This is a genomic window from Pseudonocardia sp. McavD-2-B (genome assembly GCF_024124365.1).
GTDB classification, from domain to species: Bacteria; Actinomycetota; Actinomycetes; order Mycobacteriales; family Pseudonocardiaceae; genus Pseudonocardia; species Pseudonocardia alni.
Window position 1 is genome coordinate 34,595 of record NZ_JAMXSG010000008.1, and the last position, 21,075, is coordinate 55,669.

At 74.8% G+C, this 21,075-nt stretch carries 24 protein-coding genes and 1 tRNA gene; 18 read left to right on the forward strand and 7 right to left on the reverse strand.

Features of this window, described 5'->3' with window-relative positions; translation table 11 throughout:
* Genes NH602_RS02665 through NH602_RS02700 form a run of 8 tightly spaced genes read left to right on the forward strand, consistent with a single transcriptional unit; the run spans position 1 to position 7,307 of the window.
* Entirely contained in the window at positions 1–1,002 is a 1,002-nt protein-coding gene (locus NH602_RS02665) for a DnaJ C-terminal domain-containing protein (protein WP_179761128.1), read from the forward strand.
* Positions 999–1,325 carry a chaperone modulator CbpM gene (locus tag NH602_RS02670; RefSeq protein ID WP_253066888.1) on the forward strand — a complete coding sequence of 109 codons (327 nt, stop codon included), beginning with the start codon at positions 999–1,001 and terminating at the stop codon, positions 1,323–1,325. The genes NH602_RS02665 and NH602_RS02670 overlap by 4 nt, the downstream gene beginning before the upstream one ends.
* Entirely contained in the window at positions 1,325–3,955 is a 2,631-nt protein-coding gene (gene clpB, locus NH602_RS02675) for an ATP-dependent chaperone ClpB (RefSeq protein ID WP_253066889.1), read from the forward strand. Before NH602_RS02670 ends, clpB begins: the two co-directional genes overlap by 1 nt.
* Positions 3,952–4,458: a thioredoxin gene (gene trxA, locus NH602_RS02680; protein ID WP_253066890.1), complete on the forward strand. Its 507-nt coding sequence runs from the start codon at positions 3,952–3,954 to the stop codon at positions 4,456–4,458. Before clpB ends, trxA begins: the two co-directional genes overlap by 4 nt.
* Positions 4,455–4,868, forward strand: coding sequence for a hypothetical protein (locus NH602_RS02685; protein WP_100879553.1), 414 nt, complete (start codon positions 4,455–4,457; stop codon positions 4,866–4,868). The genes trxA and NH602_RS02685 overlap by 4 nt, the downstream gene beginning before the upstream one ends.
* A complete protein-coding gene (locus NH602_RS02690; RefSeq protein ID WP_374210118.1) occupies positions 4,865–5,137 on the forward strand; it encodes a UBP-type zinc finger domain-containing protein in 273 nt (90 codons plus the stop codon). The genes NH602_RS02685 and NH602_RS02690 overlap by 4 nt, the downstream gene beginning before the upstream one ends.
* Positions 5,134–6,840 (forward strand): FAD-dependent oxidoreductase, encoded by a 1,707-nt coding sequence (locus NH602_RS02695; protein WP_253066892.1) that lies wholly within the window; start codon positions 5,134–5,136, stop codon positions 6,838–6,840. Before NH602_RS02690 ends, NH602_RS02695 begins: the two co-directional genes overlap by 4 nt.
* Positions 6,841–6,854: 14 nt before the next feature.
* Entirely contained in the window at positions 6,855–7,307 is a 453-nt protein-coding gene (locus NH602_RS02700; protein ID WP_253066893.1) for a DUF1931 family protein, read from the forward strand.
* A 51-nt stretch (positions 7,308–7,358) separates the two neighbouring features.
* On the opposite strand, the gene NH602_RS02705 is transcribed toward NH602_RS02700, so the two are convergent.
* The gene (locus tag NH602_RS02705) at positions 7,359–7,769 is read right to left on the reverse strand and encodes a hypothetical protein (RefSeq protein ID WP_253066894.1); all 411 of its coding nucleotides are present in this window, start codon (positions 7,767–7,769) and stop codon (positions 7,359–7,361) included.
* On the reverse strand, positions 7,735–8,445 hold the full coding sequence (locus tag NH602_RS02710; protein ID WP_253066895.1) for an MEDS domain-containing protein: 711 nt from the start codon (positions 8,443–8,445) through the stop codon (positions 7,735–7,737). The genes NH602_RS02705 and NH602_RS02710 overlap by 35 nt, the downstream gene beginning before the upstream one ends.
* A gap of 194 nt (positions 8,446–8,639) precedes the next feature.
* Between NH602_RS02710 and NH602_RS02715 the strand changes: the two genes are divergently transcribed.
* On the forward strand, positions 8,640–9,008 hold the full coding sequence (locus NH602_RS02715) for an STAS domain-containing protein (RefSeq protein WP_100879559.1): 369 nt from the start codon (positions 8,640–8,642) through the stop codon (positions 9,006–9,008).
* A 66-nt stretch (positions 9,009–9,074) separates the two neighbouring features.
* Here the strand turns inward: NH602_RS02715 and NH602_RS02720 are convergent, their stop codons facing one another.
* Together NH602_RS02720 and NH602_RS02725 are read right to left on the reverse strand one after the other, a co-directional pair.
* Positions 9,075–9,686: a stage II sporulation protein M gene (locus NH602_RS02720; protein WP_253066896.1), complete on the reverse strand. Its 612-nt coding sequence runs from the start codon at positions 9,684–9,686 to the stop codon at positions 9,075–9,077.
* Positions 9,687–9,826: 140 nt separating this feature from the next.
* Entirely contained in the window at positions 9,827–11,389 is a 1,563-nt protein-coding gene (locus NH602_RS02725) for an alpha/beta hydrolase (protein ID WP_253066897.1), read from the reverse strand.
* A 136-nt stretch (positions 11,390–11,525) separates the two neighbouring features.
* Between NH602_RS02725 and NH602_RS02730 the strand changes: the two genes are divergently transcribed.
* The 4 genes from NH602_RS02730 to NH602_RS02745 all read left to right on the forward strand — a co-directional run bounded on the left by NH602_RS02730 (position 11,526) and on the right by NH602_RS02745 (position 14,284).
* Entirely contained in the window at positions 11,526–11,771 is a 246-nt protein-coding gene (locus NH602_RS02730; protein WP_179761118.1) for a hypothetical protein, read from the forward strand.
* 23 nt (positions 11,772–11,794) lie between these two features.
* On the forward strand, positions 11,795–13,027 hold the full coding sequence (locus NH602_RS31760) for a sensor histidine kinase (protein ID WP_253066898.1): 1,233 nt from the start codon (positions 11,795–11,797) through the stop codon (positions 13,025–13,027).
* The gene (locus NH602_RS02740) at positions 13,014–13,631 is read left to right on the forward strand and encodes a response regulator transcription factor (protein WP_179761116.1); all 618 of its coding nucleotides are present in this window, start codon (positions 13,014–13,016) and stop codon (positions 13,629–13,631) included. Before NH602_RS31760 ends, NH602_RS02740 begins: the two co-directional genes overlap by 14 nt.
* A 182-nt stretch (positions 13,632–13,813) precedes the next feature.
* Positions 13,814–14,284 carry a hypothetical protein gene (locus NH602_RS02745; RefSeq protein WP_179761115.1) on the forward strand — a complete coding sequence of 157 codons (471 nt, stop codon included), beginning with the start codon at positions 13,814–13,816 and terminating at the stop codon, positions 14,282–14,284.
* 554 nt (positions 14,285–14,838) lie between these two features.
* Here the strand turns inward: NH602_RS02745 and NH602_RS02750 are convergent.
* Positions 14,839–14,911: transfer RNA gene (locus tag NH602_RS02750), tRNA-Arg, on the reverse strand.
* A gap of 340 nt (positions 14,912–15,251) precedes the next feature.
* Between NH602_RS02750 and NH602_RS02755 the strand changes: the two genes are divergently transcribed.
* Positions 15,252–16,580 (forward strand): MFS transporter, encoded by a 1,329-nt coding sequence (locus NH602_RS02755; RefSeq protein ID WP_253066899.1) that lies wholly within the window; start codon positions 15,252–15,254, stop codon positions 16,578–16,580.
* A gap of 4 nt (positions 16,581–16,584) precedes the next feature.
* Here the strand turns inward: NH602_RS02755 and NH602_RS02760 are convergent, their stop codons facing one another.
* Entirely contained in the window at positions 16,585–17,154 is a 570-nt protein-coding gene (locus tag NH602_RS02760) for a TetR/AcrR family transcriptional regulator (protein WP_253066900.1), read from the reverse strand.
* A 116-nt stretch (positions 17,155–17,270) separates the two neighbouring features.
* Between NH602_RS02760 and NH602_RS02765 the strand changes: the two genes are divergently transcribed.
* Positions 17,271–18,440, forward strand: a complete 1,170-nt coding sequence (locus NH602_RS02765) for a YbfB/YjiJ family MFS transporter (RefSeq protein ID WP_253066901.1) — start codon at positions 17,271–17,273, stop codon at positions 18,438–18,440.
* A gap of 46 nt (positions 18,441–18,486) precedes the next feature.
* Here NH602_RS02765 and NH602_RS02770 read toward each other — a convergent pair whose 3' ends face one another.
* The gene (locus NH602_RS02770; protein ID WP_157818460.1) at positions 18,487–18,633 is read right to left on the reverse strand and encodes a hypothetical protein; all 147 of its coding nucleotides are present in this window, start codon (positions 18,631–18,633) and stop codon (positions 18,487–18,489) included.
* A gap of 288 nt (positions 18,634–18,921) precedes the next feature.
* Here NH602_RS02770 and NH602_RS02775 point away from each other — a divergent pair, with 288 nt between their 5' ends.
* The 3 genes from NH602_RS02775 to NH602_RS02785 all read left to right on the forward strand — a co-directional run.
* Positions 18,922–19,320: a 6-carboxytetrahydropterin synthase gene (locus NH602_RS02775; protein WP_073577581.1), complete on the forward strand. Its 399-nt coding sequence runs from the start codon at positions 18,922–18,924 to the stop codon at positions 19,318–19,320.
* Positions 19,317–20,381 carry a glycosyltransferase family 4 protein gene (locus NH602_RS02780; protein ID WP_253066902.1) on the forward strand — a complete coding sequence of 355 codons (1,065 nt, stop codon included), beginning with the start codon at positions 19,317–19,319 and terminating at the stop codon, positions 20,379–20,381. Before NH602_RS02775 ends, NH602_RS02780 begins: the two co-directional genes overlap by 4 nt.
* Positions 20,382–20,434: 53 nt before the next feature.
* On the forward strand, positions 20,435–21,075 hold a 641-nt coding region (locus NH602_RS02785), incomplete at its 3' end, for an SAM-dependent methyltransferase (protein WP_253066903.1).

Consider the following 21,075-nt stretch of genomic DNA (forward strand, 5'->3'; position numbering starts at 1 on the left):
GTGGCGCGCGACCACTACGAGGTCCTGGGCGTCGGTCGTGACGCCGGCGCGGAGGAGATCCAGGCCGCCTACCGGCGGCTGGCCAGGGCCAACCACCCCGACGTCAACCGCGACCCGGCGGCCGAGGACCGGTTCAAGGAGATCAACGAGGCCTACCACGTGCTGTCGGACCCGTCGTCGCGGCGCCGCTACGACCGCTTCGGCGACGACCACCGCCGGGTGCCGGAGGACTGGGAGGAGCGGGTGTCCCGCGCGGGGAGCCGCGGCGGGTCCGGAGCCACCCGGGACGGCGGGTTCTCCGGCTTCGGGGACGCGGGGGTCGCCGGAGCCGGGTTCACCGACGTCGGCGGGGCGGGGGTCGACATCGAGGACCTGCTGGGCGGGTTGTTCGGCCGGGGCCGCGGGGGCGCGACGGTGGGCGGCGCCGACCAGGAGGCCGAGCTCCCGCTGACCGTCGAGGAGGCCTATCACGGCGGGCGGCGGGAGATGCAGCTGTCGGGTACCTCCGGTCCGCGCACCTACACCGTGACGATCCCGCCGGGCGTCGTCGACGGGCAGCGCATCCGGCTGGCCGGCGAGGGCGGCCGCGGCCTGGGCGGCGGCGCGGCGGGTGACCTCTACCTGGTCGTCCGCATCCTCCCGGACGAGCGCTACCGGCTGGTCGGGCGGGACATCGTCGTCGGGCTGCCGGTGAGCCCGTGGGAGGCGGCGCTGGGCGCGACGGTGCCGGTGACCACCCCGGGGGGCGAGGTCACCGTGACCGTGCCGCCGGGGTCCTCCACCGGGCGGAAGCTGCGTCTGCGCGGCGAGGGCATGCCCGGTCGTCGCGGGGTCCGCGGCGACCTCGTCGCCGAGCTCGGCGTGCACGTCCCGGCCCGGCTCACCGAGCGGGAGCGGGAGCTGTTCTCCGAGCTCGCACAGGTGTCCACGTTCGACCCGAGACGGGAACCCACCCGCCCGGGAACCCACGGCGCCCGACGGCGGAAGGCGGCGACATCGTGACGACCCATCCCCTGCTGGTCCGGCCCGGCCGGCCCCTGAGCCAGGCCGAGTTCGCCCGGCGCAGCGGCGTCCATCCCGAGCACCTGCACCGCCTGTTCGCCCTCGGCCTGCTGCGGGCGACTCCCGACACCGACGGCCGGCTGTCCGTCCCCGCCGGCGAGCTCGCCGCGGTCCGCCGCATCGAGCGGCTGCGCTCCGGGCTCCCGGTCAACTACGCCGCACTGGGCCTGATCGTCGAGCTGCTCGACCGGATCGGCCGTCTCGAGACGGCGCTGCGGACGCAGCGCGCCGCGCACGACACGACCCGAGGGTGGATCTCCTGATGGACGCCGACCGCCTGACCCGGAAGTCCCAGCAGGCACTCGCCGCGGCGCAGGACGCCGCGACCCGGGCCGGACACGCCGAGACCGACTCGCTGCACCTGCTCCTCGCGCTGCTCCAGCAGCCCGACGGTCTCATCCCGCGGCTGGTCGCCGCGATGGCGGTGGACGTGGACCGGCTGACCGCCGACGTCGAGGCCGAGCTGCGGCGCGTCCCCCGCTCGACCCGCGCCGGCGCCCCGCAGGGCCGGGTGGTGGTCTCGGCGCGGCTGGCCACGCTGCTCGACGAGGCGGAGGCGGAGGCGCGGCGGCTCGCCGACGAGTACGTCTCCGTCGAGCACCTGCTCGTGGCGATGCTCGCCGAGGCCGACCGCAGCCCGGCCGGACGGGTGCTGGGCCGGCACGGCATCACCCGCGACGCCTTCCTCGGCCGGCTCGCCGAGGTGCGCGGCAACCAGCGCGTCCGGTCGGCCACCCCGGAGGGGACCTACGAGGCGCTGGCCACCTACGGGCAGGACCTCGTCGCGGCCGCCCGTTCCGGGGACCGGGACCCGGTGATCGGCCGCGACGCCGAGATCCGCCGGGTGGTGCAGATCCTGTCCCGCAAGTCCAAGAACAACCCGGTGCTCATCGGCGACCCCGGCGTCGGGAAGACCGCGATCGTCGAGGGACTGGCCCAGCGGATCGCCCGCGGCGACGTGCCGGAGGGGCTGCGGGACCGGATCGTCGTCGCGCTCGACATGGGCCTGCTGGTGGCCGGCGCCAAGTACCGCGGAGAGTTCGAGGAGCGCCTGCAGGCGGTGCTGGCCGAGGTGCGGGCGGCCGACGGACGGGTCCTGCTGTTCCTCGACGAGCTGCACACGGTGATCGGCGCGGGTGCCGCCGAGGGCAGCATGGACGCCGGCAACATGCTCAAGCCGATGCTCGCCCGGGGCGAGCTGCACATGATCGGCGCGACGACCCTCGACGAGTACCGCACGCGCGTCGAGGCGGACGCCGCGCTGGCGCGCCGCTTCCAGCCCGTCCACGTCGACGAGCCGACCGTCGAGGACGCCGTGTCGATCCTGCGCGGTCTGCGCGAGCGGTTCGAGGTGTTCCACGGCGTCCGCATCCAGGACGCGGCCCTGATCGCCGCCGCCACCCTCTCCCACCGCTACCTGACCGAACGGTTCCTGCCCGACAAGGCCATCGACCTGGTCGACGAGGCGTGTGCCCGGCTGCGGACCGAGATCGACTCGATGCCCGCCGAGCTGGACGGGATCACCCGCGCGGTGCTCCGGCTCGAGATCGAGGAGACGGGGCTGGCCCAGGAGGACGACCCGGCGAGCAGGGCCCGGCTCGACCAGCTCCGAGCCGAGCTGAGCGACCTGCGGGCCCGGGCCGACGCGATGCGGGCCCAGTGGGAGGCCGAGCGGCAGGCCATCCGGCGGGTCCAGGAGCTGCGGGCCGACCTGGAGCGGGTCCGCCGCGACGTCGAGGAGGCCGAGCGCGACTACGACCTGAACCGGGCCGCCGAGCTGCGCTACGGCGAGCTCGCCGACCTAGAGCGGCGCCTGCGGTCGGAGGAGGCGCGGCTGACCGACAAGCAGGGGGAGCGCCGGTTGCTGCGCGAGGTGGTCACGACCGACGAGATCGCCGAGATCGTCTCGCTGTGGACCGGCATCCCGACCGCCCGGCTCACCGAGGGCGAGCGGGAGAAGCTGCTGCGCCTGGACGAGGTGCTGCACGAACGCGTCGTCGGCCAGGACGAGGCGGTCCAGGCCGTGGCGGACGCCCTGATCAGGGCCCGCTCGGGGGTGAAGGACCCGCGCCGGCCGAGCGGCTCGTTCCTGTTCCTCGGCCCGACCGGTGTGGGCAAGACGGAGCTGGCCCGCTCGCTCGCCCGGGCGCTGTTCGACTCCGAGGACAACATCGTCCGGCTCGACATGAGCGAGTACCAGGAGCGGCACACCGTCTCGCGGCTGATCGGGGCCCCGCCCGGCTACGTCGGCCACGACGAGGGCGGCCAGCTCACCGAGGCGGTGCGCAGACGTCCGTACGCGGTGGTGCTGTTCGACGAGATCGAGAAGGCGCACCCCGACGTGTTCAACACGTTGCTCCAGGTACTCGACGACGGCCGGCTCACCGACGCCCGGGGCCGGACGGTCGACCTCCGCAACACCGTGATCATCATGACGTCGAACATCGGGTCGCAGCACCTGCTCGACGGCGTCACCGCCGACGGGCAGCTCAAGCCCGACGCGCGGGACCTGGTCCTGGCCGAGCTGCGTGCGCACTTCCGGCCCGAGTTCCTCAACCGGGTCGACGACACGGTGCTGTTCACCCCGCTCACCCCGGCGCAGATCGAGCGCATCGCGGAGCTGCTCGTCGGCGACCTGGGACGCCGGCTCGGCGCCCGCGGCCTGGAGCTGGAGGTGAGCCCGGCGGCGCTGGCCCACATCGCCCGTGCGGGCTACGACCCCGTGTACGGGGCCCGGCCGCTGCGCCGCTACATCGCCCACGAGGTCGAGACCGGTATCGCGAGGGCGTTGCTGCGCGACGCGGTGCCCGACGGCGCGACGATCCACCTGGACCTCGGTGAGGGCGGCGAGCTCGTCGTCTCCCACGACGTCCCGGCGGGGTCGGCGCCGTGACCTCCGACGCGGCCGCGCGCCGGACCGTCGTCACCTGCCCGCACTGCGGCTCGCGCAACCGGGTGCCGTCGGTGGCCGGGGGGTTCCCCCGGTGCGGCAACTGCCGCAACCCGCTGCCGTGGATCACCGACGCGGGCGACGACGACTTCGCCGCCGTCGCGGAGCAGCCGTCGGTCCCGGTGCTGGTGGACCTGTGGGCGACCTGGTGCGGGCCGTGCCGGATGGTCAGCCCGGTGCTGGAGCAGCTGGCCACCGAGCGGGCCGGCGCGATCAAACTCGTGAAGGTCGACGTCGACCGGGCGCCCGAGACCGGCACGCGGTTCCAGGTCCGGGCGGTGCCCACCCTGCTGGTACTGCGCGACGGCGAGGTCGTCGCCCGGCAGCCGGGGGCCGCTCCGGTGGCGACGCTGCGGCGCTGGCTCGACGACGCCCTCGCGGGCCTGGACCCCCCGGTACCGAGTCCCTCGGCCCCGGGTCCCGACGAGACCGAGGAGTCGCCATGAGCCGGCGCAACCCGACCTGGCAGCTGCCGCTGCGACTGACCGCAGGCGCCTACGTCCTGGACTCCGGCCTGCAGAAGTGGGACCCCGACGAGGACACGGCCGGGCAGCTGCACGGACTCGCCACCGGCACCTACCCGTTCCTGGGTGCGGTCCGGCCGGTCACCTTCACGAGGGCACTGGCCGCGGCCGAGGTGGTGCTCGGGGCCGCGTTGCTCGTCCCGGTCGTCCCGGCCGGTCTGGCCGGTCTGGGGCTCCTCGGGTTCGGCGCCGGCCTGCTCGGGCTGTACGCGCGGACCCCCGGGATGCGCCGACCCGGTACGCCGTTCCCCACCCCGGACGGTGTCGCGCTGGCCAAGGACTCCTGGCTGGTCGGCATCGGTGCGGCGCTGGTGGCGGGGGACCGGCGGTGACCGTCCCGCGCCCGACGGGGGTCGACCCGCACGTGAGCTGGATCCGAGACGTCGGGCCGCGGACCCGAGGGTGCGAGGAGTGCCTGCGCATGGGCACCCGGTGGCTGCACCTGCGGCTGTGCCTGAGCTGCGGGCACGTCGGGTGCTGCGACTCGTCCCCGATGCGGCACGCCCGCGCGCACGCCGGTGTGCACGGCCACCCGATCGTCGCCTCGCTGGAGCCCGGCGAGAACTGGCGGTGGTGCTACGTGGACGAGGTGCTCGTATGAGCCCCGCGGCCGGTGGCGGCGCACCCGCCGTCGACGACCTGCTGGCCGTGGCCCCGCCGGGGGAGACCCCCGACCTCTCGGGTGCCCACCCCCGGCTGGGCACCGACCGGGTCCGGATGCTGAGCGCCCGCGGAGTGCGGCGGCCGACGTCGCGCGGCGACCTGCTGATCGTCGAGGGCCGTCCCGACCACGGGTTCGTCGTCGTCCTCGCGGGCCGGGTCGCGGTCGTCGCGGCGTTCGGCACCCCGGAGCAGCAGATCGTGCGGGTGCACGGGCCGGGCCGGTTCCTCGGCGAGCTCGGCCTGCTCACCGGGCAGGTCGCGTTCTCCACCGCGGTCGCGCTGGAGCCCGGTGAGGTGCTCGAGGTGCCGCGGGACAGGCTCCGCGAGTGCCTGCTGCGGGACGCCGAGTTCTGCGACGAGATCCTGCGCGCCTCCCTCCTGCGGCGTTCCCTGGCGATCGGCGAGGGACACGGTTTCCGGATCGTCGGGTCCCGCTTCTCGGCCGACACCCGGGCCCTGCGCGAGTTCGCGATGCGCAACCGCCTGCCCCACCGGTTCGTCGACCTGGAGTCCGACGCGGGCTCGGAGTCGCTGCTGCGGACCCTCGGCATCACGCCCGCCGAGACACCGGTGGTGATCTGGCACGACGTCGTGCTGCGCAACCCCGACCCGGCCGAGCTGGCCGCCCTGGTCGGGCAGCGTCCCGTGCGGCACCGCCGGTCCCGGCCCCTCGACCTGGTCGTCGTCGGTGCCGGGCCGGCCGGTCTGGCCGCCGCCGTCTACGGAGCGTCCGAGGGGCTGAGCACCCAGGTCGTGGACGCCGTGGGCACCGGCGGTCAGGCGGCCACCACGTCGCGGATCGAGAACTACCTCGGCTTCCCGGCCGGCATCTCGGGCACCGAGCTCGCCGAGCGGGCCGAGGTCCAGGCCGTCAAGTTCGGGGCAACCACCCACGCGCCGGCCGAGGCGGTCGCGCTGGACACCTCGGGCGGGCTCCACGTCGTCCGGCTGCGTGGCGGCGACACCCTCGTCACCCGTGCGCTGCTGGTCGCGACCGGGGCCCGCTGCCGGCGCCTGCCCGTGCCCCGGCTGGACGAGTTCGAGCAGACGAGCGTCTACTACGCCGCCACCCAGGTCGAGGCGCAGCTGTGCGTGGACGACCCGGTCGTGGTGGTGGGCGGGGGGAACTCGGCCGGCCAGGCCGCCCTCTTCCTCGCCGACCACGCCCGCACGGTCCGGCTGGTGGTGCGCGAGCGCGGGCTCGACGAGTACATGTCGCGCTACCTCGCCGACCGGATCGAGCGCGACCCGCGGATCGAGGTGCACCTGCACACCGAGGTGTGCGACATGGTCGGTGAGCGCGGCCTGCTGGAGGCCGTCGTCGTGCAGGACTCGCGGGACGGTACCCGGTCCACCCTGCCCGCCCGCGAGCTCATGGTGTTCATCGGCGCGGACCCGTGCACCGGGTGGCTGGGCGGCACCGTCGCGCTCGACTCCGGTGCCTACGTGTGCACCGGCCGGTCGGCCGGGGACGGGGGCGGGGACGGGCGACGGTCGCCCGGGCTGCTGGAGACGAGCGTCCCGGGTGTCTTCGCGGCCGGCGACGTGCGCAGCGGGTCGACCAAGCGGGTGGCCTCCGCGGTCGGCGAGGGAGCGATGGCCGTCCGCCTGGTGCACGAGCACCTGGCACACGCGCGGTAGCAGGAGGTGTCGGCATGGCAGGCCCGTCGGGTGTCCCGGTGTTCGAGAGGTTCTTCCGTTCGGTGGCCGGGCTGCGGGTGGACCGGAGCGACGTGAAGCGGTTCCGCGAGTTCGTCGACGGGCTGGTCGACGACGTCGCCGTCGCGGGCCGGAACTCGGCCCGGTGGAACGGCCGGGACGTCATCGCCCCGATGGACCTGCCGATCCCGAAGGGGCTCCAGGAGCGGATGCGCGAGTTCGACGAGCTGGACGAGGCGACGGAGGTCCGCGCCGTGCTCGCCGCGGCCGTGCGCAGGCCGCCGGCCGACGTGACGTTCTCCGAGGAGACCGAGGCGCTGCTGCCGGAGCTCTTCGGTGGTCTCGGCATCGCCCTCGCGCGGGCCCTCCGGGCCGTCGGCCCGGACGCGCCGAACCCCGGCACGGACCAGTGGCAGCGCGCCACCGACCTCGTCCGGCAGGTGTACTGACCACGACCCGTCCGCCGCGGCGGGCGACGACGTCCCCGGGCCCGGACCGCGTCAGCCGAACGGGACGAGCAGGACGACCGTCACCCGGCCCGGGCCGCGCTCGACCACGATGCCGGGCCCGGGACCGTCCGGCGTCGCGGTCCGGGGGACCCGCCGCAGCCGAGGGTCCGGCCTCGGCGCGGTCGTCCCCGGTGCGTCGCCGCGGGCGACGTGGCACACCAGCCGTCCCGGCTCCTCCCAGAGGTCGAACGTGCCCGTGTCGCCGGCGAGGAGGACGGCGGCGGCCACCGCGACACAGTGGGCGAACGGGTCGGCCAGGCCCCCGGCCGTGGAGTGCGCGGCCAGCGCGCGGACGAGCGTGGTGACGGCGTCGAGTGCGGTCCCGTCGATCCGGGCGCGGGCCCAGAACGGCCGGCGACCACCGCCGTCACCGTGGGGGGCGTCGTCGGGTGGCCGCGGCATGGTGGTTCAGCTCCTCGGCCTCGGCCTCCGAGAAGTACTCGCTCTGCAGGTAGTACGGGTTGGTCAGGATGACCCCGTTCATCCACACCGTCGGGTGCGCGCGGACGATGGGGACGATCACGTCGCCGTCGAAGCCGTCCAGGTCGTACATGCAGGCCGTGACCTGCGGGCGACGGCTCGACCAGAGGGTGAACCGGGTCTCGTAGCGCCCCAGGTCCATCACGAACCCGGGGGTGCCGACGAGCGGGATGGCCCAGCTCATGTCCGCGACGATCCGGGCGTGGAGCACACCGTCGCGGTCGAAGGTCGTGTCCCCCCAGTCGTCCCAGAAGCGCAGCATGCGGTCGGACATGAATCCGCCGTCGTGCAGGTGGCTCCCGCCGGGACCGACGAAGTCGATGTGCCCCGGGGAGTCGGGCGCCGCGCCGTCCGTGCTCCCCGTGCCCGGCTCGGAGAGCGCAGCGACCGCGTCCGCGATCCCGCGGTGCCGGTCGGGCGTGATCATGCAGTAGCACCGGTGGCCCGCGCGGAGGCCCTCGGCGAGGAAGGCCGCCATCAGCGCGTCCCGCTGGTCCGCACCCCGGTACAGGAGGCAGACGTGGTCGTGCACGCGCACCGGCAGACCGCCGATGGTGGCGATCTGCTCGAACGTCGGTGAGTCGTCTGTGGACGGCACGGTCGATGGCCTCCCTGCTACTCGGTCGGTGGAGGCGTTCTAACTGCTCCACAGCGGTTCCGCATCGACCCCGCAGGCCCACATCGCCCGGCATGCCGGTCGTGGCCGGGTGTCCTCGGAGACCGAGTGACGGCGTTCCGCTTCGCGCTGCGGAGCCGAAGACCGACGCGGGGCCGGCCCCCGATGCTGGGCCCATGACGCTGCTCAGCCGGACAGGGACACGCCTCGCGCGGATCGAAGCCGGTGTCGCGAGGGCGGCCCCCGTCCGCGTCCTGCGGCCACGTGGTGAGGTCGACGCGTGCAGCGCGCCGCGGCTGCGCGACGACCTGCGCCGGGAGGTCGAGGCGTGTCCGGCGGTGGTCGCCGTCGACCTGTCGGACCTGGAGTTCCTGGGGGTGGCGGGGCTGAGCGTGCTGCTCGAGGCGGAGCAGTTCGCCGACGAGCGCGGCACGGCGGTGCTGCTCGTCGGCTCGCCCGCCCCACCGGTGGAGCGTCTGCTGGGACTGGTGGGCTGGCCGGTCGCGGCCGACGCGGTGGTGACCGCGAGGGGGATCCCGTGGTGACGATGCCGTGATCGGGACCGGCGGCCGCGGATGCCGCCGACCTCGTCGACCTCGTCGACCTCGCGTTCAGCCGACCAGCAGCCGGGGGAGCAGGTACACGACCGAGAACGCCTCGTAGTAGGCGCCGACCACGAGGACCACGACCGTCGGCACCGCCAGTCGCGCGAGGCGCCGCAGGCCGACGACGTACGCGCGACGGCGCGTCTGCGCTCCGAGGTAGGACGGGCGGACCCAACCGCGACCGAGCTGGTAGACCCCGAACATGACCATGGCGTAGCCGGTGAGCTCGATCAGCAGGGTCAGGGCGTGCGGGACGAGCACGGTCGCGGTCGTCGGATCGGTCGGCGCGATCGAGACGCCGACGTTGAACATGTACAGCGTGATGACGGGGATGCCCAGGAAGGGCACGACGAGCGAGGGCACCACGATGCCGCCGACGGCGGCCACGAACAGGTTGATCAGGAGGATCGTGGTCCCGAAGAGCCAGGGATTCGTGATCATCGTGCGCACGAGGTCGTCGGACACACCGCCCGCGACCAGGGTGGGCAGCTCGAGGTCGGGGAACAGGACGCCGACCCCCATACCGAGCAGGAGCGCGCCGAAGATCAGCGCGACGAGCAGTGTCAGCCCCCGTGGGTCCGAGCGCAGGATGTCGGTCGTCCGGCGGAGCGCGGTCATGGTGTCCCTCCCGGGAAGTCGGTGGTACGGCTGTCGGGCACGGCGGGTGACCGGCGGCGAGAACCGCCGCACGGCGCTGTCCTGGTCCACCGGGAGCACGGCACCGCTGATCGTGCGTGGGGCAGGGCTCCCGAGGCCGGTCAGCCGCCGCACCGCGCGCCCGGCGGCGGCGTCACGAGGTCGACGAGGTAGTCGGTGACGGCCCGGTCGACGCAGGCGTTGCCGCCGTAGAGGGCGATGCCGTGCTGGGCCGCCTCGACGGTCAGCAGGCTGCCGCCCAGAGCTCGGGCGAGGTGGACACCGCCCTGGTAGGGGGTTCCCGGGTCGTCGGTCAGCGAGAGGGTCAGGGTGGGTGGCAGCCCGGCCGTGTCGGTGCTCCAGGGGAGGGTCCGGCTGGGGGGCTCGGGCCACCCCTCGCACTCGTAGTGGGTGGGTCCGCCGGGACGGCCGGGGTCGAGGAACGGGGCGGCTCGCCGGGCTCGGTCACGCAGCTCGGCCTGTTCGGCGGGGGTGCGGCGAGGGTTGTCCATGCAGCGGACGGCGAGGTTGGCGTCGATGTGGGTGGAGCCGCCGTAGTGGCCGTCGGGGCCGCGTCCGAGGGCCGCGTCGCGCAGGGCGAGCAGCGTGTCGCCGCGTCCTGCGGCCAGGTCACGGAGGCCCTGGAGGAGCTGGGGGCGCTGGGCGGGGGAGAACAGCGAGCTGTAGACGGCCGGGACCATGTCGGTGTAGGTGAGTGTGCGGCCGTCGGTGGTGGGGGCGGGGTGGTCGAGCAGGGGGCGGGTGAGGTCCTGGAAGACCTCGGTCGCGCGGGCCGGGTCGGTGCCCAGCGGGCAGTCCGGCTCGGTGGCGCAGGTGGCGGCGAGGTCGTCGAAGGCCTTCTGCCAGGCCTCGAACTGCGACAGCCGGAGCTGTGCCTCGGAGATGTCGGGGTCGACGGCGCCGTCGACGACCATGGCGCGCAGGTTCTGCGGGAACGTCTGGGCGTACATCGCACCGAGCTCGCTGCCGTAGCTGTAGCCGAGGTAGGTGAGCTTCTCCTCGCCCAGGGCGGCGCGCAGGACGTCCATGTCCTGCACGACGTTGTCGCTCCCGACGCTGGTCAGCGCCTCGACTCCGCCGGTCGCGTCGGTGCAGCGGCGGGCGATGTCGCGGGCCCGGTCGGTGTCGGCGACATCGAACAGGTAGGTCGAGGGCAGTGCGTTGCGGTCGGTCTCGGCGTCGGTGAAGCAGTCCACCCGAGGTGTCGACGCGCCGACTCCGCGCGGGTCGAACCCGATGACGTCGAAGCGTTCCCCGACCGGGACGTTGTCCCAGACCGGGCCCAGGGAGGCCACGAAGCTCGCTCCGGACCCACCCGGACCGCCGGGGTCGACCAGCAGCGAACCGATCTTCTCGCCGCGTGCCTTCGCCCGGAGCAGGGCGACCTGCCCGCGGGGGCCGTCGGGGTCGGCGTAGTCCAGCGGGACCTGGACACGTGCGCAGTCGAAGCGGTCGTTCGCGTAGAGGGCCCGGTCGGCCGCCGAGGTGGCGAACCCGTCGCAGGGTTGCCAGGTGATCTGCTGGTCGTGGAAGGCGGCGAGCTGTGGTGGCGGTGTGGTCGCGGCCGCGGCGGCTGCTCCGGGTGGGGCGGGGGCGCCGCAGGCGGCGACGGCGGTCAGCGACACCACTCCCACGGCGAGCCGGAGCAGGTGTGAGCGGAACATGTCGTCTCCTCGGGTCGATCGGGTCGTGTCCCATCGCACCCGCGCACGCACCGGTGGCACAGTGGCGTGAGGTCACCGCAGCACATGACGCCGTGTCACTACCGTCGCCGAGGAGCGTGCCGGACCGTTGACGACCATGAAGCTGCTGGACCTGGTCCTCACCGCCGTCACCGTCCTCTCCGTGACCGTGGTCATCGCCTACGTCGGACTCGCCTACGACACCGGGCTGTTCACCGTCCTGCCCGAGCCGGTCACCGCGTTCTTCCTGCGGAACGGCTCCCTGCAGTGGGTGGCGCTCGCCGTGCTCGTCGTGGGGCTGATCGGCAAGACTCTGGTCGGGCGCATGCTGAAGCAGCACCGCCCGCAGCCGACGCGGTCGTGACCGACCGCCCCACCGGGAGCCCCGTGACCGACTCCGATGCCGCCGCCGTGACCGATGTCGTCGTGAGCGATGGCGCCGACACCGGTGCGGCCGCGGGGACCGCGGCCGCCCGGGCGCGCCGGGCCGCGATGCTCACCGCCCTCGCCGCCATCGCCCCGCTGTGCGTGGTCGGTGTCGTGCTCACGGCGCACAGCTGGTGGGAGGGCCTGATCGTCGCCGTGGGTCTGGTCCTGGCCCTCGGGGTGCTGCGGCAGTGGAGCCTGGACGGCTACTCGCGCGGCGCCGTGTTCACCCTGGCCTTCACCGGGGTGAACTGGCTCGTCGCGGCCCTGAGCGCCGCGAGCCCGATCACCTTCGTGCCCTTCGCGCTCATCGGGTCGCTGCTGGTGTCCGCCCGCCCGCGTCACCGGCGGGTGTGGGTCGGTGCGCTCGCCGTGGTCGTCGCGACGTCCGGTGCCGCGGCGCTCCTGCCCCGGCCGCCCACACTGACCCTCGCCGGCCAGTACGTGCTCCTGCCCCTGCTCGGCACCCTGTTCGTCGCCGGCGTCATCGTCGTCTCCGAGTACGCGTGGGTCGTCGTGCGTCGTCTGGAACGGGCCCGCGAGGCCGAGCGCGAGCTGGCGGTCGCCCACGAGCGGATGCGGTTCGCGGGCGACCTGCACGACATCCACGGGCACTCGCTGCACGTCATCAAGCTCAAGGCCGCCTACGCCCAGGGCCTCGTCCGCGGCGGCGGCGAGGACGCCACCGCGACGGCCGTCGCCGAGCTCGGTGAGATCCGGGGACTCGTCGACGACGCCCTCGCCCGGACCCGCGAGCTCGCCCACGCGCGCCACCGGCTCAACCTGACCGCCGAGCTGGAGAACACCCGTCGGCTGGGCGAGGCCGCCGGGATCACGGTCGAGATCCACCACGACCCCGGCGCCGCCCCCGCCCACCCGCTGCTCGCCCAGGTGCTGCGCGAGGCCACGACCAACCTGCTCCGCCACGCCCGCCCGAGCACCGTGCGCATCACCACGTCGGCGACCCGGGTCGATATCACCAACGACGGGGTCGCCCCCGCCGCGGACGCCGGGCCGGAGCTGCGCGGCCTCGCCCGCCTGCGGGACCGCCTGGCCGCGGCCGGCGGCGACCTGGACGTGACCACCACCCCGACGACGTTCACCGTCGCGGCCCGGCTCGCGAGCCCCGGGGCGGGCAGGCGCGGTGACGGCGCGGCCCGACCCACGGGAGGCGGGGACCATGACCGGCGCTGAGCCCGTCCGCATCGTCCTGGCCGACGACGAGAAGCTGCTGCGCACCGCGATGGCGGCGCTGCTGCCCCAGGACGGGACGATCATCGTCGTCGCCCAGGCCGAGGACGGTGACGGGGCCGTGCGGGAGACCCTCGAGCACCGTCCCGACGTGCTCGTCGTCGACCTGGAGATGCCCGGGGCCAACGGCCTCGACGCCGTCGCGCGGATCCGGGAACACCACCCCGGGCAGGCGGTGCTCATGCTCACCCGGCACGCCCGCCCGGGTGTCCTGCGCCGGGCGCTCAAGCTCGGGGTGCAGGGGTTCATGAGCAAGAGCGCCGACCCCGAGGACATCGTCGCGGTCGTCCACGAGCTGCGGGCCGGGCGTCGGTGGATCGCCCACGAGGTCCTCGAGGCATCCGTGATCGACGACTGCCCGCTCACCGACCGCGAGATCGACGCCCTAGCCGAGACCCGCGAGGGCTACTCCGTGGCACACATCGCCCGCCGGCTGCACCTCGCCCACGGGACGGTCCGCAACTACCTGTCCAGCGCGATGCAGAAGACCGGCACCGCCACCCGCCACGACGCCGCGCGCCACGCGCACGAACGCGGCTGGCTCTGACACCGGCTGGACGCCGGACCGCGGCCCCCCGGCACCGGCGTCGGCCCGTCCGGCCCGCCGCACGCAGTTCAGCCTCGCGACCAGCAGGAACGGTCCGGGCGATTCGTCTGGACGGAGCGATGACGGTCCCTGCTCGAGTCGGCAGGACGGTTCCCGGCCGCTGGAACCGGGAAGACCCCCGCATGTCCGAGAACCACCAGCAGGACCGCCGCGACGACGACCGACCGGCCCCGGAGCACCGCCGACCGGACGGTGTGTCGGACGAGGCGGTGGCCACGGTGGGCAAGTTGGCCGAGGCCGTCGAGACGATCGAACGGGCCCGCGGGCACCTCTACGCCTTCCACCAGATGACCGGGTACGCCGACGAGATGCTCGACGAGGTCGTCGGCGGCCTGCGGGAGATGGGTCGCGACGATCTGGCGGACCGGATCACCACCGAGCTGATCGGGCTCAACGTCGTCGCGGGGCGGTGGAGCTTCCAGGTCGTGGAGGAGTACGACGACGGCTACTACCGCACCACGCTGGCCCTGGACCGCGCGGTGCGCGACGAGCTGGTCGGTGGGCGGCGGCATCTGATGGAGGCGGAGATGAAGGAGCAGCGCCGCACGCGCGGGCGCCCGGGCCACGCCGCGCGACCGCACGAGAGGGACTGACCTCCTCGGTCACGCCGAGCAGAGATGCTGTCGCGAGGGTCCGCTCCCGAGGGACCGGCCGCCGGTGTCGCGGGCCTCGGGCGGCAGTCAGGTGACGCAGTCGTACCCGTGCTTGCCGTGAGTGGGGCCCGCGGCGAACTCGTGCGGGAACCCCGGGCGCGGCCGTCGACGATGCCGCAGCCTTCGTCTCCCAGCCGCAGGACCGCAGCGTGTCGAGGATCGCGATGTCCCCGGCCTGCTCGATCGGGTCGCCACACACGAGCCGAGCACGGCACCACGGTCCCGGCCGCGCCCGCGGACCCGTACCCCGCCCGACTCACGAGCTCAGTGCTGGTCTCGGCCTCCGCGCGGGTCCGCGCCGTCTCCCTGAGCCGGCGGCTGCGCCCCGGCAGCGGATCGACGCCCGCGACGACGATGGCTCGGGACGCGCCGCTCGGCAGCTCCTCGATGTGTCCCCGTGACCTGCGCTTCCCCGCCGCAGCGTAGGCAGGTTCCGTTCCAGGGCGCGAAGTCGTTCGCGATCGCGAACAGCGTTGCCGCTGGTCACGGTGTAGTGCCCCCGGCAGGATTCGAACCTGCGGCACCCGCTTTAGGAGAGCGGTGCTCTATCCCCTGAGCTACGAGGGCCTGAGGGGAGCCTACCCGGACGCCTCCCCGCCGGACCGCCGGTGCCGCCCGCCGCGCCGCGGAACGGCGGATCCGCCGTTCCGCGCGGAATTCGGGAATCGTCGCCGTGACGTCGCCCACTACGACACCGGAAGGCTTCTGCGAGTGCACGGCGACAGCGACCTCCTCGCAGCCGGAACGGTGCCACGAGCCGCGTCGACCTGCGGATTCGTGGTTCGGGGACGATGTCGCCGCCACCTCGCAGTTCACGCCGGGAGGCTGCTGCTCCCCGCTGGCAACTGATCCGTTGGGGCGATCGGGAAATCGTTCTACGGTCCCCGCAGTCGACGGGGGAGGGCCAGTGCGATCGCTGTTCCGGAACACGCGGTTCCGCCGGTTGTTCACGGCCCAGGTCGTCGCTCTGGTCGGGACCGGGCTCACGACGGTCGCGCTCGGGCTGCTCGCCTACGACCTGGCCGGCGAGCGGGCCGCGCTCGTCCTCGGCTCGGCGCTGACGATCAAGATGGTGGCCTACGTCGTCGTCGGGCCGGTCGTCGGCGCGGTCGCCGACCGGGTCCCGCGACGGATGCTGATGGTCGGCGCGGACGTCGTCCGCGCGGCGGTCGTGCTCGTCCTGCCCTGGGTGACCGGGATCTGGCAGGTGTTCGTCCTGGTCGCGGTGCTCCAGGTCGCCTCGGCGACGTTCACCCCCGTGTTCCAGTCGGTCATCCCCGACGTCGTCCCCGACGAGCGGGACTACGCCGGGGCGCTGTCGGCCTCGCAGCTCGCGAGCAGCGCGGAGACGGTGCTGAGCCCGCTGCTGGCCGCGGCGGCCGTCGCGGTGACGAGCTACTCGACGCTGTTCGTCGGCACCTGTGCCGGGTTCGTGTTCTCCGCGGTCGTCGTGGCGTCGACGGCCGTCCCGCCGGTCGCGGGCCGCGCCCAGGGCGGCTTCGCGACCCGGCTGCTGCTCGGGGCCCGGCTGTTCCGGGCGGTCCCGCAGCTGCGGGGGCTGCTGGCGCTGAACGTCGTCGTCGCCGCGGTGGGGGTGGTGTCGCTGGTGACGACGGTGAACGTCGTCCGCGACCTGCTCGGCGGCACCGAGGCCGATGTCGGGCTGCTGCTCGCGGTGTCCGGCGCGGGCACGGCCGCGGCGGCGCTGGCCTCCCCGTGGGTCGCCCGGCGGCTCCCGGTCCGGACGGTGATGCTGGCCGGTGCGGCGGTCTCCTGCCTGGCGGCCGGCGCGACCCTGCTGCTGGCGGCCGCACCGTCGTGGACGACCGCGGCGTTCGCCTGGGCGCTGGTCGGCTTCGGCCCGGGGTGGATCATGGTCAACACCGGTCGCCTGCTGCGCACCTCGGCCGGGCCTGGCCAGCGGCCCGCCCTGTTCAGCGCGCAGTTCTCGCTCTCGCACGCCTGCTGGCTGCTTACCTACCCGCTCACCGGCTGGCTGGCGGTCTCGGCCGGCTGGACGGTCACCTGGTCGGTCCTCGCCGCGCTCGCCGTCGTCGCGCTCGGGGTGGCGGTCACGGTCTGGCCGACGGCCGGCGCCGACCTCGTGCGGCACCGCCACGACCACGACGCCGACCACGCCCACGTCGTCACCGCCAGCCCCTCGGTGCACGGCTGGACCCACGCGCACCGGCTCGTCGTCGACGACCAGCACCCGCACGGACCCGTCCCGGTGTGACCGTTCAGGCCGCCGGGAGCAGCCCGTCGGCGACCTCCCGGGCCGCGCGGATCGGCCCCGCCCCGTGCTCGACCACCTCCATCGCGGCCGCCCCCTCCAGGAGGATCATCAGGGTCCCGGCGATCGCCGCGGCCGGCTCGGCCGTCCCCAGCCGCTCGACCTGGGTCTGCAGGTAGCTGCGCAGCGCGGTCTTGTGGTGCCGGACGACCTCGCGGGCCGGGTGGTCGAGGCGCGGCAGCTCGGAGGTCGCGTTGAGGAACGCGCAGCCGCGGAAGCCCTCCCGGGACTGCCAGGTCTCGTAGGCGTCGAAGACGGCGAGGATCCGGTCCCGCGGCGACGCGTGGTCGGCGGTGATCCGGTCGACGTCGTCCTGCCACCGGCGGTCGCGGTCCCGCAGGTAGGCGACGACGAGCCGGTCCTTCGAGCCGAAGTTCGTGTACAGCGCCGTCTTGGTGACGCCCGCCTCGGCGGCGACGGTGTCCACCCCGACCGCGTTGATGCCGTCCCGGTAGAAGAGCCGGGACGCGGCGTCGAGCACCTTCGCCCCGGCGTCGCCGCGCCGTGTGCGTGCCATGCGTTCTCCTGGAGTGAACCGAACGGTCTGTTCCGAGAAGGCGACTCTAGCAGCAGAGACGATGCTGTCCGTCGGCACGAGTTGCAAACAAACAGACAGGTCTGTTCACTACCGGCATGACGGCGACCTGCGAACGGCCCGGACCTGCACCCGCCACCGACCGGCCCTGGTGGACCACCGCGCTGCTCGGCGCGGGGGTGATCGCGCTCTGCTACGGCGTCGCCCGCTACGCCTACGGACTGTTCGTGCCTCGCTTCACCGAGACGTTCGGCCTGGCCCCGGCCGCGGTCGGCGTGCTCGGCGGGCTCTCCACGGCCGGCTACGTCCTCGGGCTGCTCGCCGCTCCGGCGCTGTCGGCGCGGTCGGCGCGCGGCGCCACGATCGCGGCCGCCGTCTCCGCGACGGTGGGGCTGCTGCTCATGGCCCTCGCACCCGGCGTGGTGGTGTTCGGTGCCGCGATCGTGGTGGCGGGGGCCGGGGCCGGCATCGCGACACCCGGGGTCGCGCAGCTCGTCGTCGAGACGGTCGGTGGCCTCGCGCGCACCCGGGCACAGGCCTGGGCGAACACCGGCACCGGGGCGGGGCTCGCGCTGACCGCGTTCACGCCGCTGCTGCCGGGGGACTGGCGGGCCGTCTGGCTCGGGTTCGGTCTGGTCGCGGTCGTCGTCACCGCTGCCGCCGCGTGGTCGCTGCCGCGAGGGGTCCCCGAGGCGGCGCCCACGCAGCGCGGGCACGACCGGGTGCTGCCGCTGCTGGCCGTCGCCGGGCTGCTGGGGCTGGTCAGCGCGCCGTACTGGACCTTCTCGACCGCGCGGCTCGACGAGCTCGGCGCCGGGCCGGTCGTCGGCACCGTCGCCTGGTGTGCGATCGGTGTGGTCGGCGTGCTCGGCGGCGCGGTGGGACGGGCGGCGCAGCGGTACGGGCTGCGAACGGTCGGGCTCGTCGTCTGGACCCTGTTCGCGGCCGGGATCGCCCTGCTCGCCCTGCCGGAGCCGGGCCTGACCGGCGCGGTCGTCTCGGCGGGCCTGTTCGGTGCCGGCTACATCGGGCTGACCGGGCTGTGCATCCTGTGGGCCGCACACATCCTCCCGGGCGCTCCCGCACGCGCGGTCACGTGGGCGTGCCTCGCCCTGGGCGTCGGCCAGACGGTGGGCTCACCGCTCGCCGGGGCGCTGGCCGGCCGGATCGGGACGGCGGGGACGTTCGCCGTCGCCGCCGCCCTGGGGCTGCTGGCCTGGGCGCAGCTGCACCCGCGGCTGGCGCCGCCGGACGCGGACCGGGACTGAACGACGGCGTCCCCCGGCGCGGACGTGCCGCACCGGGGGACGGGCGTCAGCGACGGGCCGGGGCGCGGCCGTGCGTGACGGCGCTCCAGGTGTCGATGCCCACCCAGATCGCGCGGAGCACGTTCCCGGTGCGCCGGCCGGCGTCCCGCAGGGTCTCGGACCAGGACGGCATCGGGGTCTCGTGGGTGGTCATCGGCTACCTCCTCGTAGTGGTCGACTCGGACGCTGCTGTGTCCGCATCGCGCCACGAGAGTAGCCCTTGAGACACAGTTGCCTCAAAAGTGACGATGGTGTGTCACGCCTCATCCGCTCGGAGCAGCACCGGTGACAGGTCGCAGCAGCCGGGCGCATACGCGTGACCAGCGCGGGCCACCCCGTGACGCGGCTCGGTCGCCGCGTCGCCCGCATGGTGGTTTCATGAACATTGCCCGCTTTTGATCTGGACATCCGGTTCAGGGGGCGCCGCATGCAGGAGGACCGATTGTTCAGCATCACCGTCCGGGACCACGTCATGGTGGCGCACAGCCTGCGCGGCGAGGTCTTCGGACCGGCGCAGCAGCGCCACGGCGCGACCTTCCTCGTCGACGCCACCTTCCGGCGCCCCGAGCTGGACCCGGACGGGATCGTCGTCGACATCGGGCTGGCCACCGCCCAGCTCGCGGAGACGCTCGCCGACCTCAACCACCGCGACCTCGACGACCACCCCGAGTTCGCGGGCGTCAACACGACCACCGAGTTCCTGGCCCGGGCGATCGCGGACCGGCTCGCCGACCGCATCGGCGCGGGGAAGCTCGGCGGCAACGCCGGCGGGCTGACCGGCGTGACGGTGACGCTGCACGAGTCGCACGTCGCGTGGGCGAGCTACGAGCGGGACCTGTGACGGCTCCCGCACCGCCCCGCACCACGGGGCGTGCGGTGCACGCCGTCGTCCCCGCCGGGATCGACGACCCGCGCTCCCCGAGCGGCGGGAACCGCTACGACCGCGGTGTCTGCGCCGCGTTCGACCGCCCCGTGCGGGAGATCGCCGTCGCGGGCGGCTGGCCGGACCCGGACCGGGCCGCCCTCGAGCGGCTCGACGCCGCGCTCACGGGCGTCCCGGACGGCGCGTCGGTGCTGCTCGACGGGCTCGTCGCCTGCGCCGCGCCGGGGGTCCTCGCCCGTCACACCGGCCGGGTACGCGTGGTCGTCCTGGTGCACCTGCCGCTGGGCGACGAGCACGGGCTCGCCGCGGCGGTCGTCGCGGACCGCCGGGCCCGGGAGCGCGCGGCGCTGCACGCGGCAGCCGCCGTCGTCACCACCAGCCGATGGACGGCACGGCGGGTGGTCCGTCTGCACCAGCTGCCCCTCGCCCGCGTGCACGTCGCGTCGCCGGGGGTGGACCCTGCCCCGATGACGTCCGCGCACCCGGCCGGTACCCGGCTGCTCGCGGTCGGGGCCCTCACCCCGACCAAGGGCCACGACCTGTTGGTCGAGGCCCTCGCCCGCGTCGCCGACCGGGAGTGGACGTTGCGCCTGGCCGGGCCGCTCGACCGCGACCCCGCGCACGCCGCGGCCGTGCGCGCGGCGGCGGACCGGCACGGCCTGGCCGGGCGGATCACCCTCACCGGCCCGCTGACCGGCCCCGCCCTCGACGCCGCCTACGCCTCCGCGGACCTGCTCGTGCTGCCCTCGCGCACCGAGAGCTACGGGATGGTCGTCACCGAGGCGCTGGCCCGGGCCGTCCCGGTGATCGCCGCTGCGGTCGGCGGGGTGCCCGAGGCGCTCGGCGACGGTGGGCTGCTCGTCGAGCCCGGCGACCAGGAGGCGCTGGCCGCCGCGCTGCGGTCCTGGCTGAACGACCCGGGAATGCGCGCGGACCTGCGCGCCGCCGCCCGGGACCGCCGGGACCGGCTCGACGGCTGGGCCGACACCGCCCGCGCCCTCTGCGCGGTGCTGCCGTGAGCGCCGCCGCCGACCACCCCGCCGACCACCGCGTCGACCACACCGCCGTCCCGATCCAGGGTGCGGCGGGCAACCCGGTCTGCCCGCCGGAGTGGCTCGCCCTGCGCGAGCCCGCCGACGCCGACGCCCGCTCGACCGCGCTCGCCGACGCCGTCCGCGACCTCCTGCCGCCGGGCCCGCTGCTGGTGCGCGACCTCGGCTGCGGCACCGGGTCGATGGGCCGCTGGCTCGCCCCGCGCCTCGCCCGGCCCGGTGGCCAGCACTGGGTCCTGCACGACCGCGACCCCGTCGTGCTCTCCCACGCCGTCGCGTCGCTACCCGGCGGGGTGACCGCCGAGGCCGGCCCCGGCGACCTCACCGGGCTCGGCGCCGACGCGCTGGCCGGGACGTCGCTGATCACCGCCTCCGCGCTGCTCGACCTGCTCACCGCCGAAGAGATGGACGCCCTGGCCGCCGCCTGCACCGCCGCCGGCTGCCCCGTGCTGTTCACCCTGACCGTGTCCGGCCGGGTCCGGCTGCACCCCGAGGACCCGCTCGACGCCGAGATCGGCGCCGCCTTCGACGACCACCAGCGCCGCGACGAGAACGGCCGCCGGATGCTCGGGCCGGACGCCCCCGCCGCCGCGGCGGCCGCGTTCGCCCGGCACGGCGCGCGGGTCCGCACCGCCGACTCGCCGTGGCGGCTCGGCCCCGA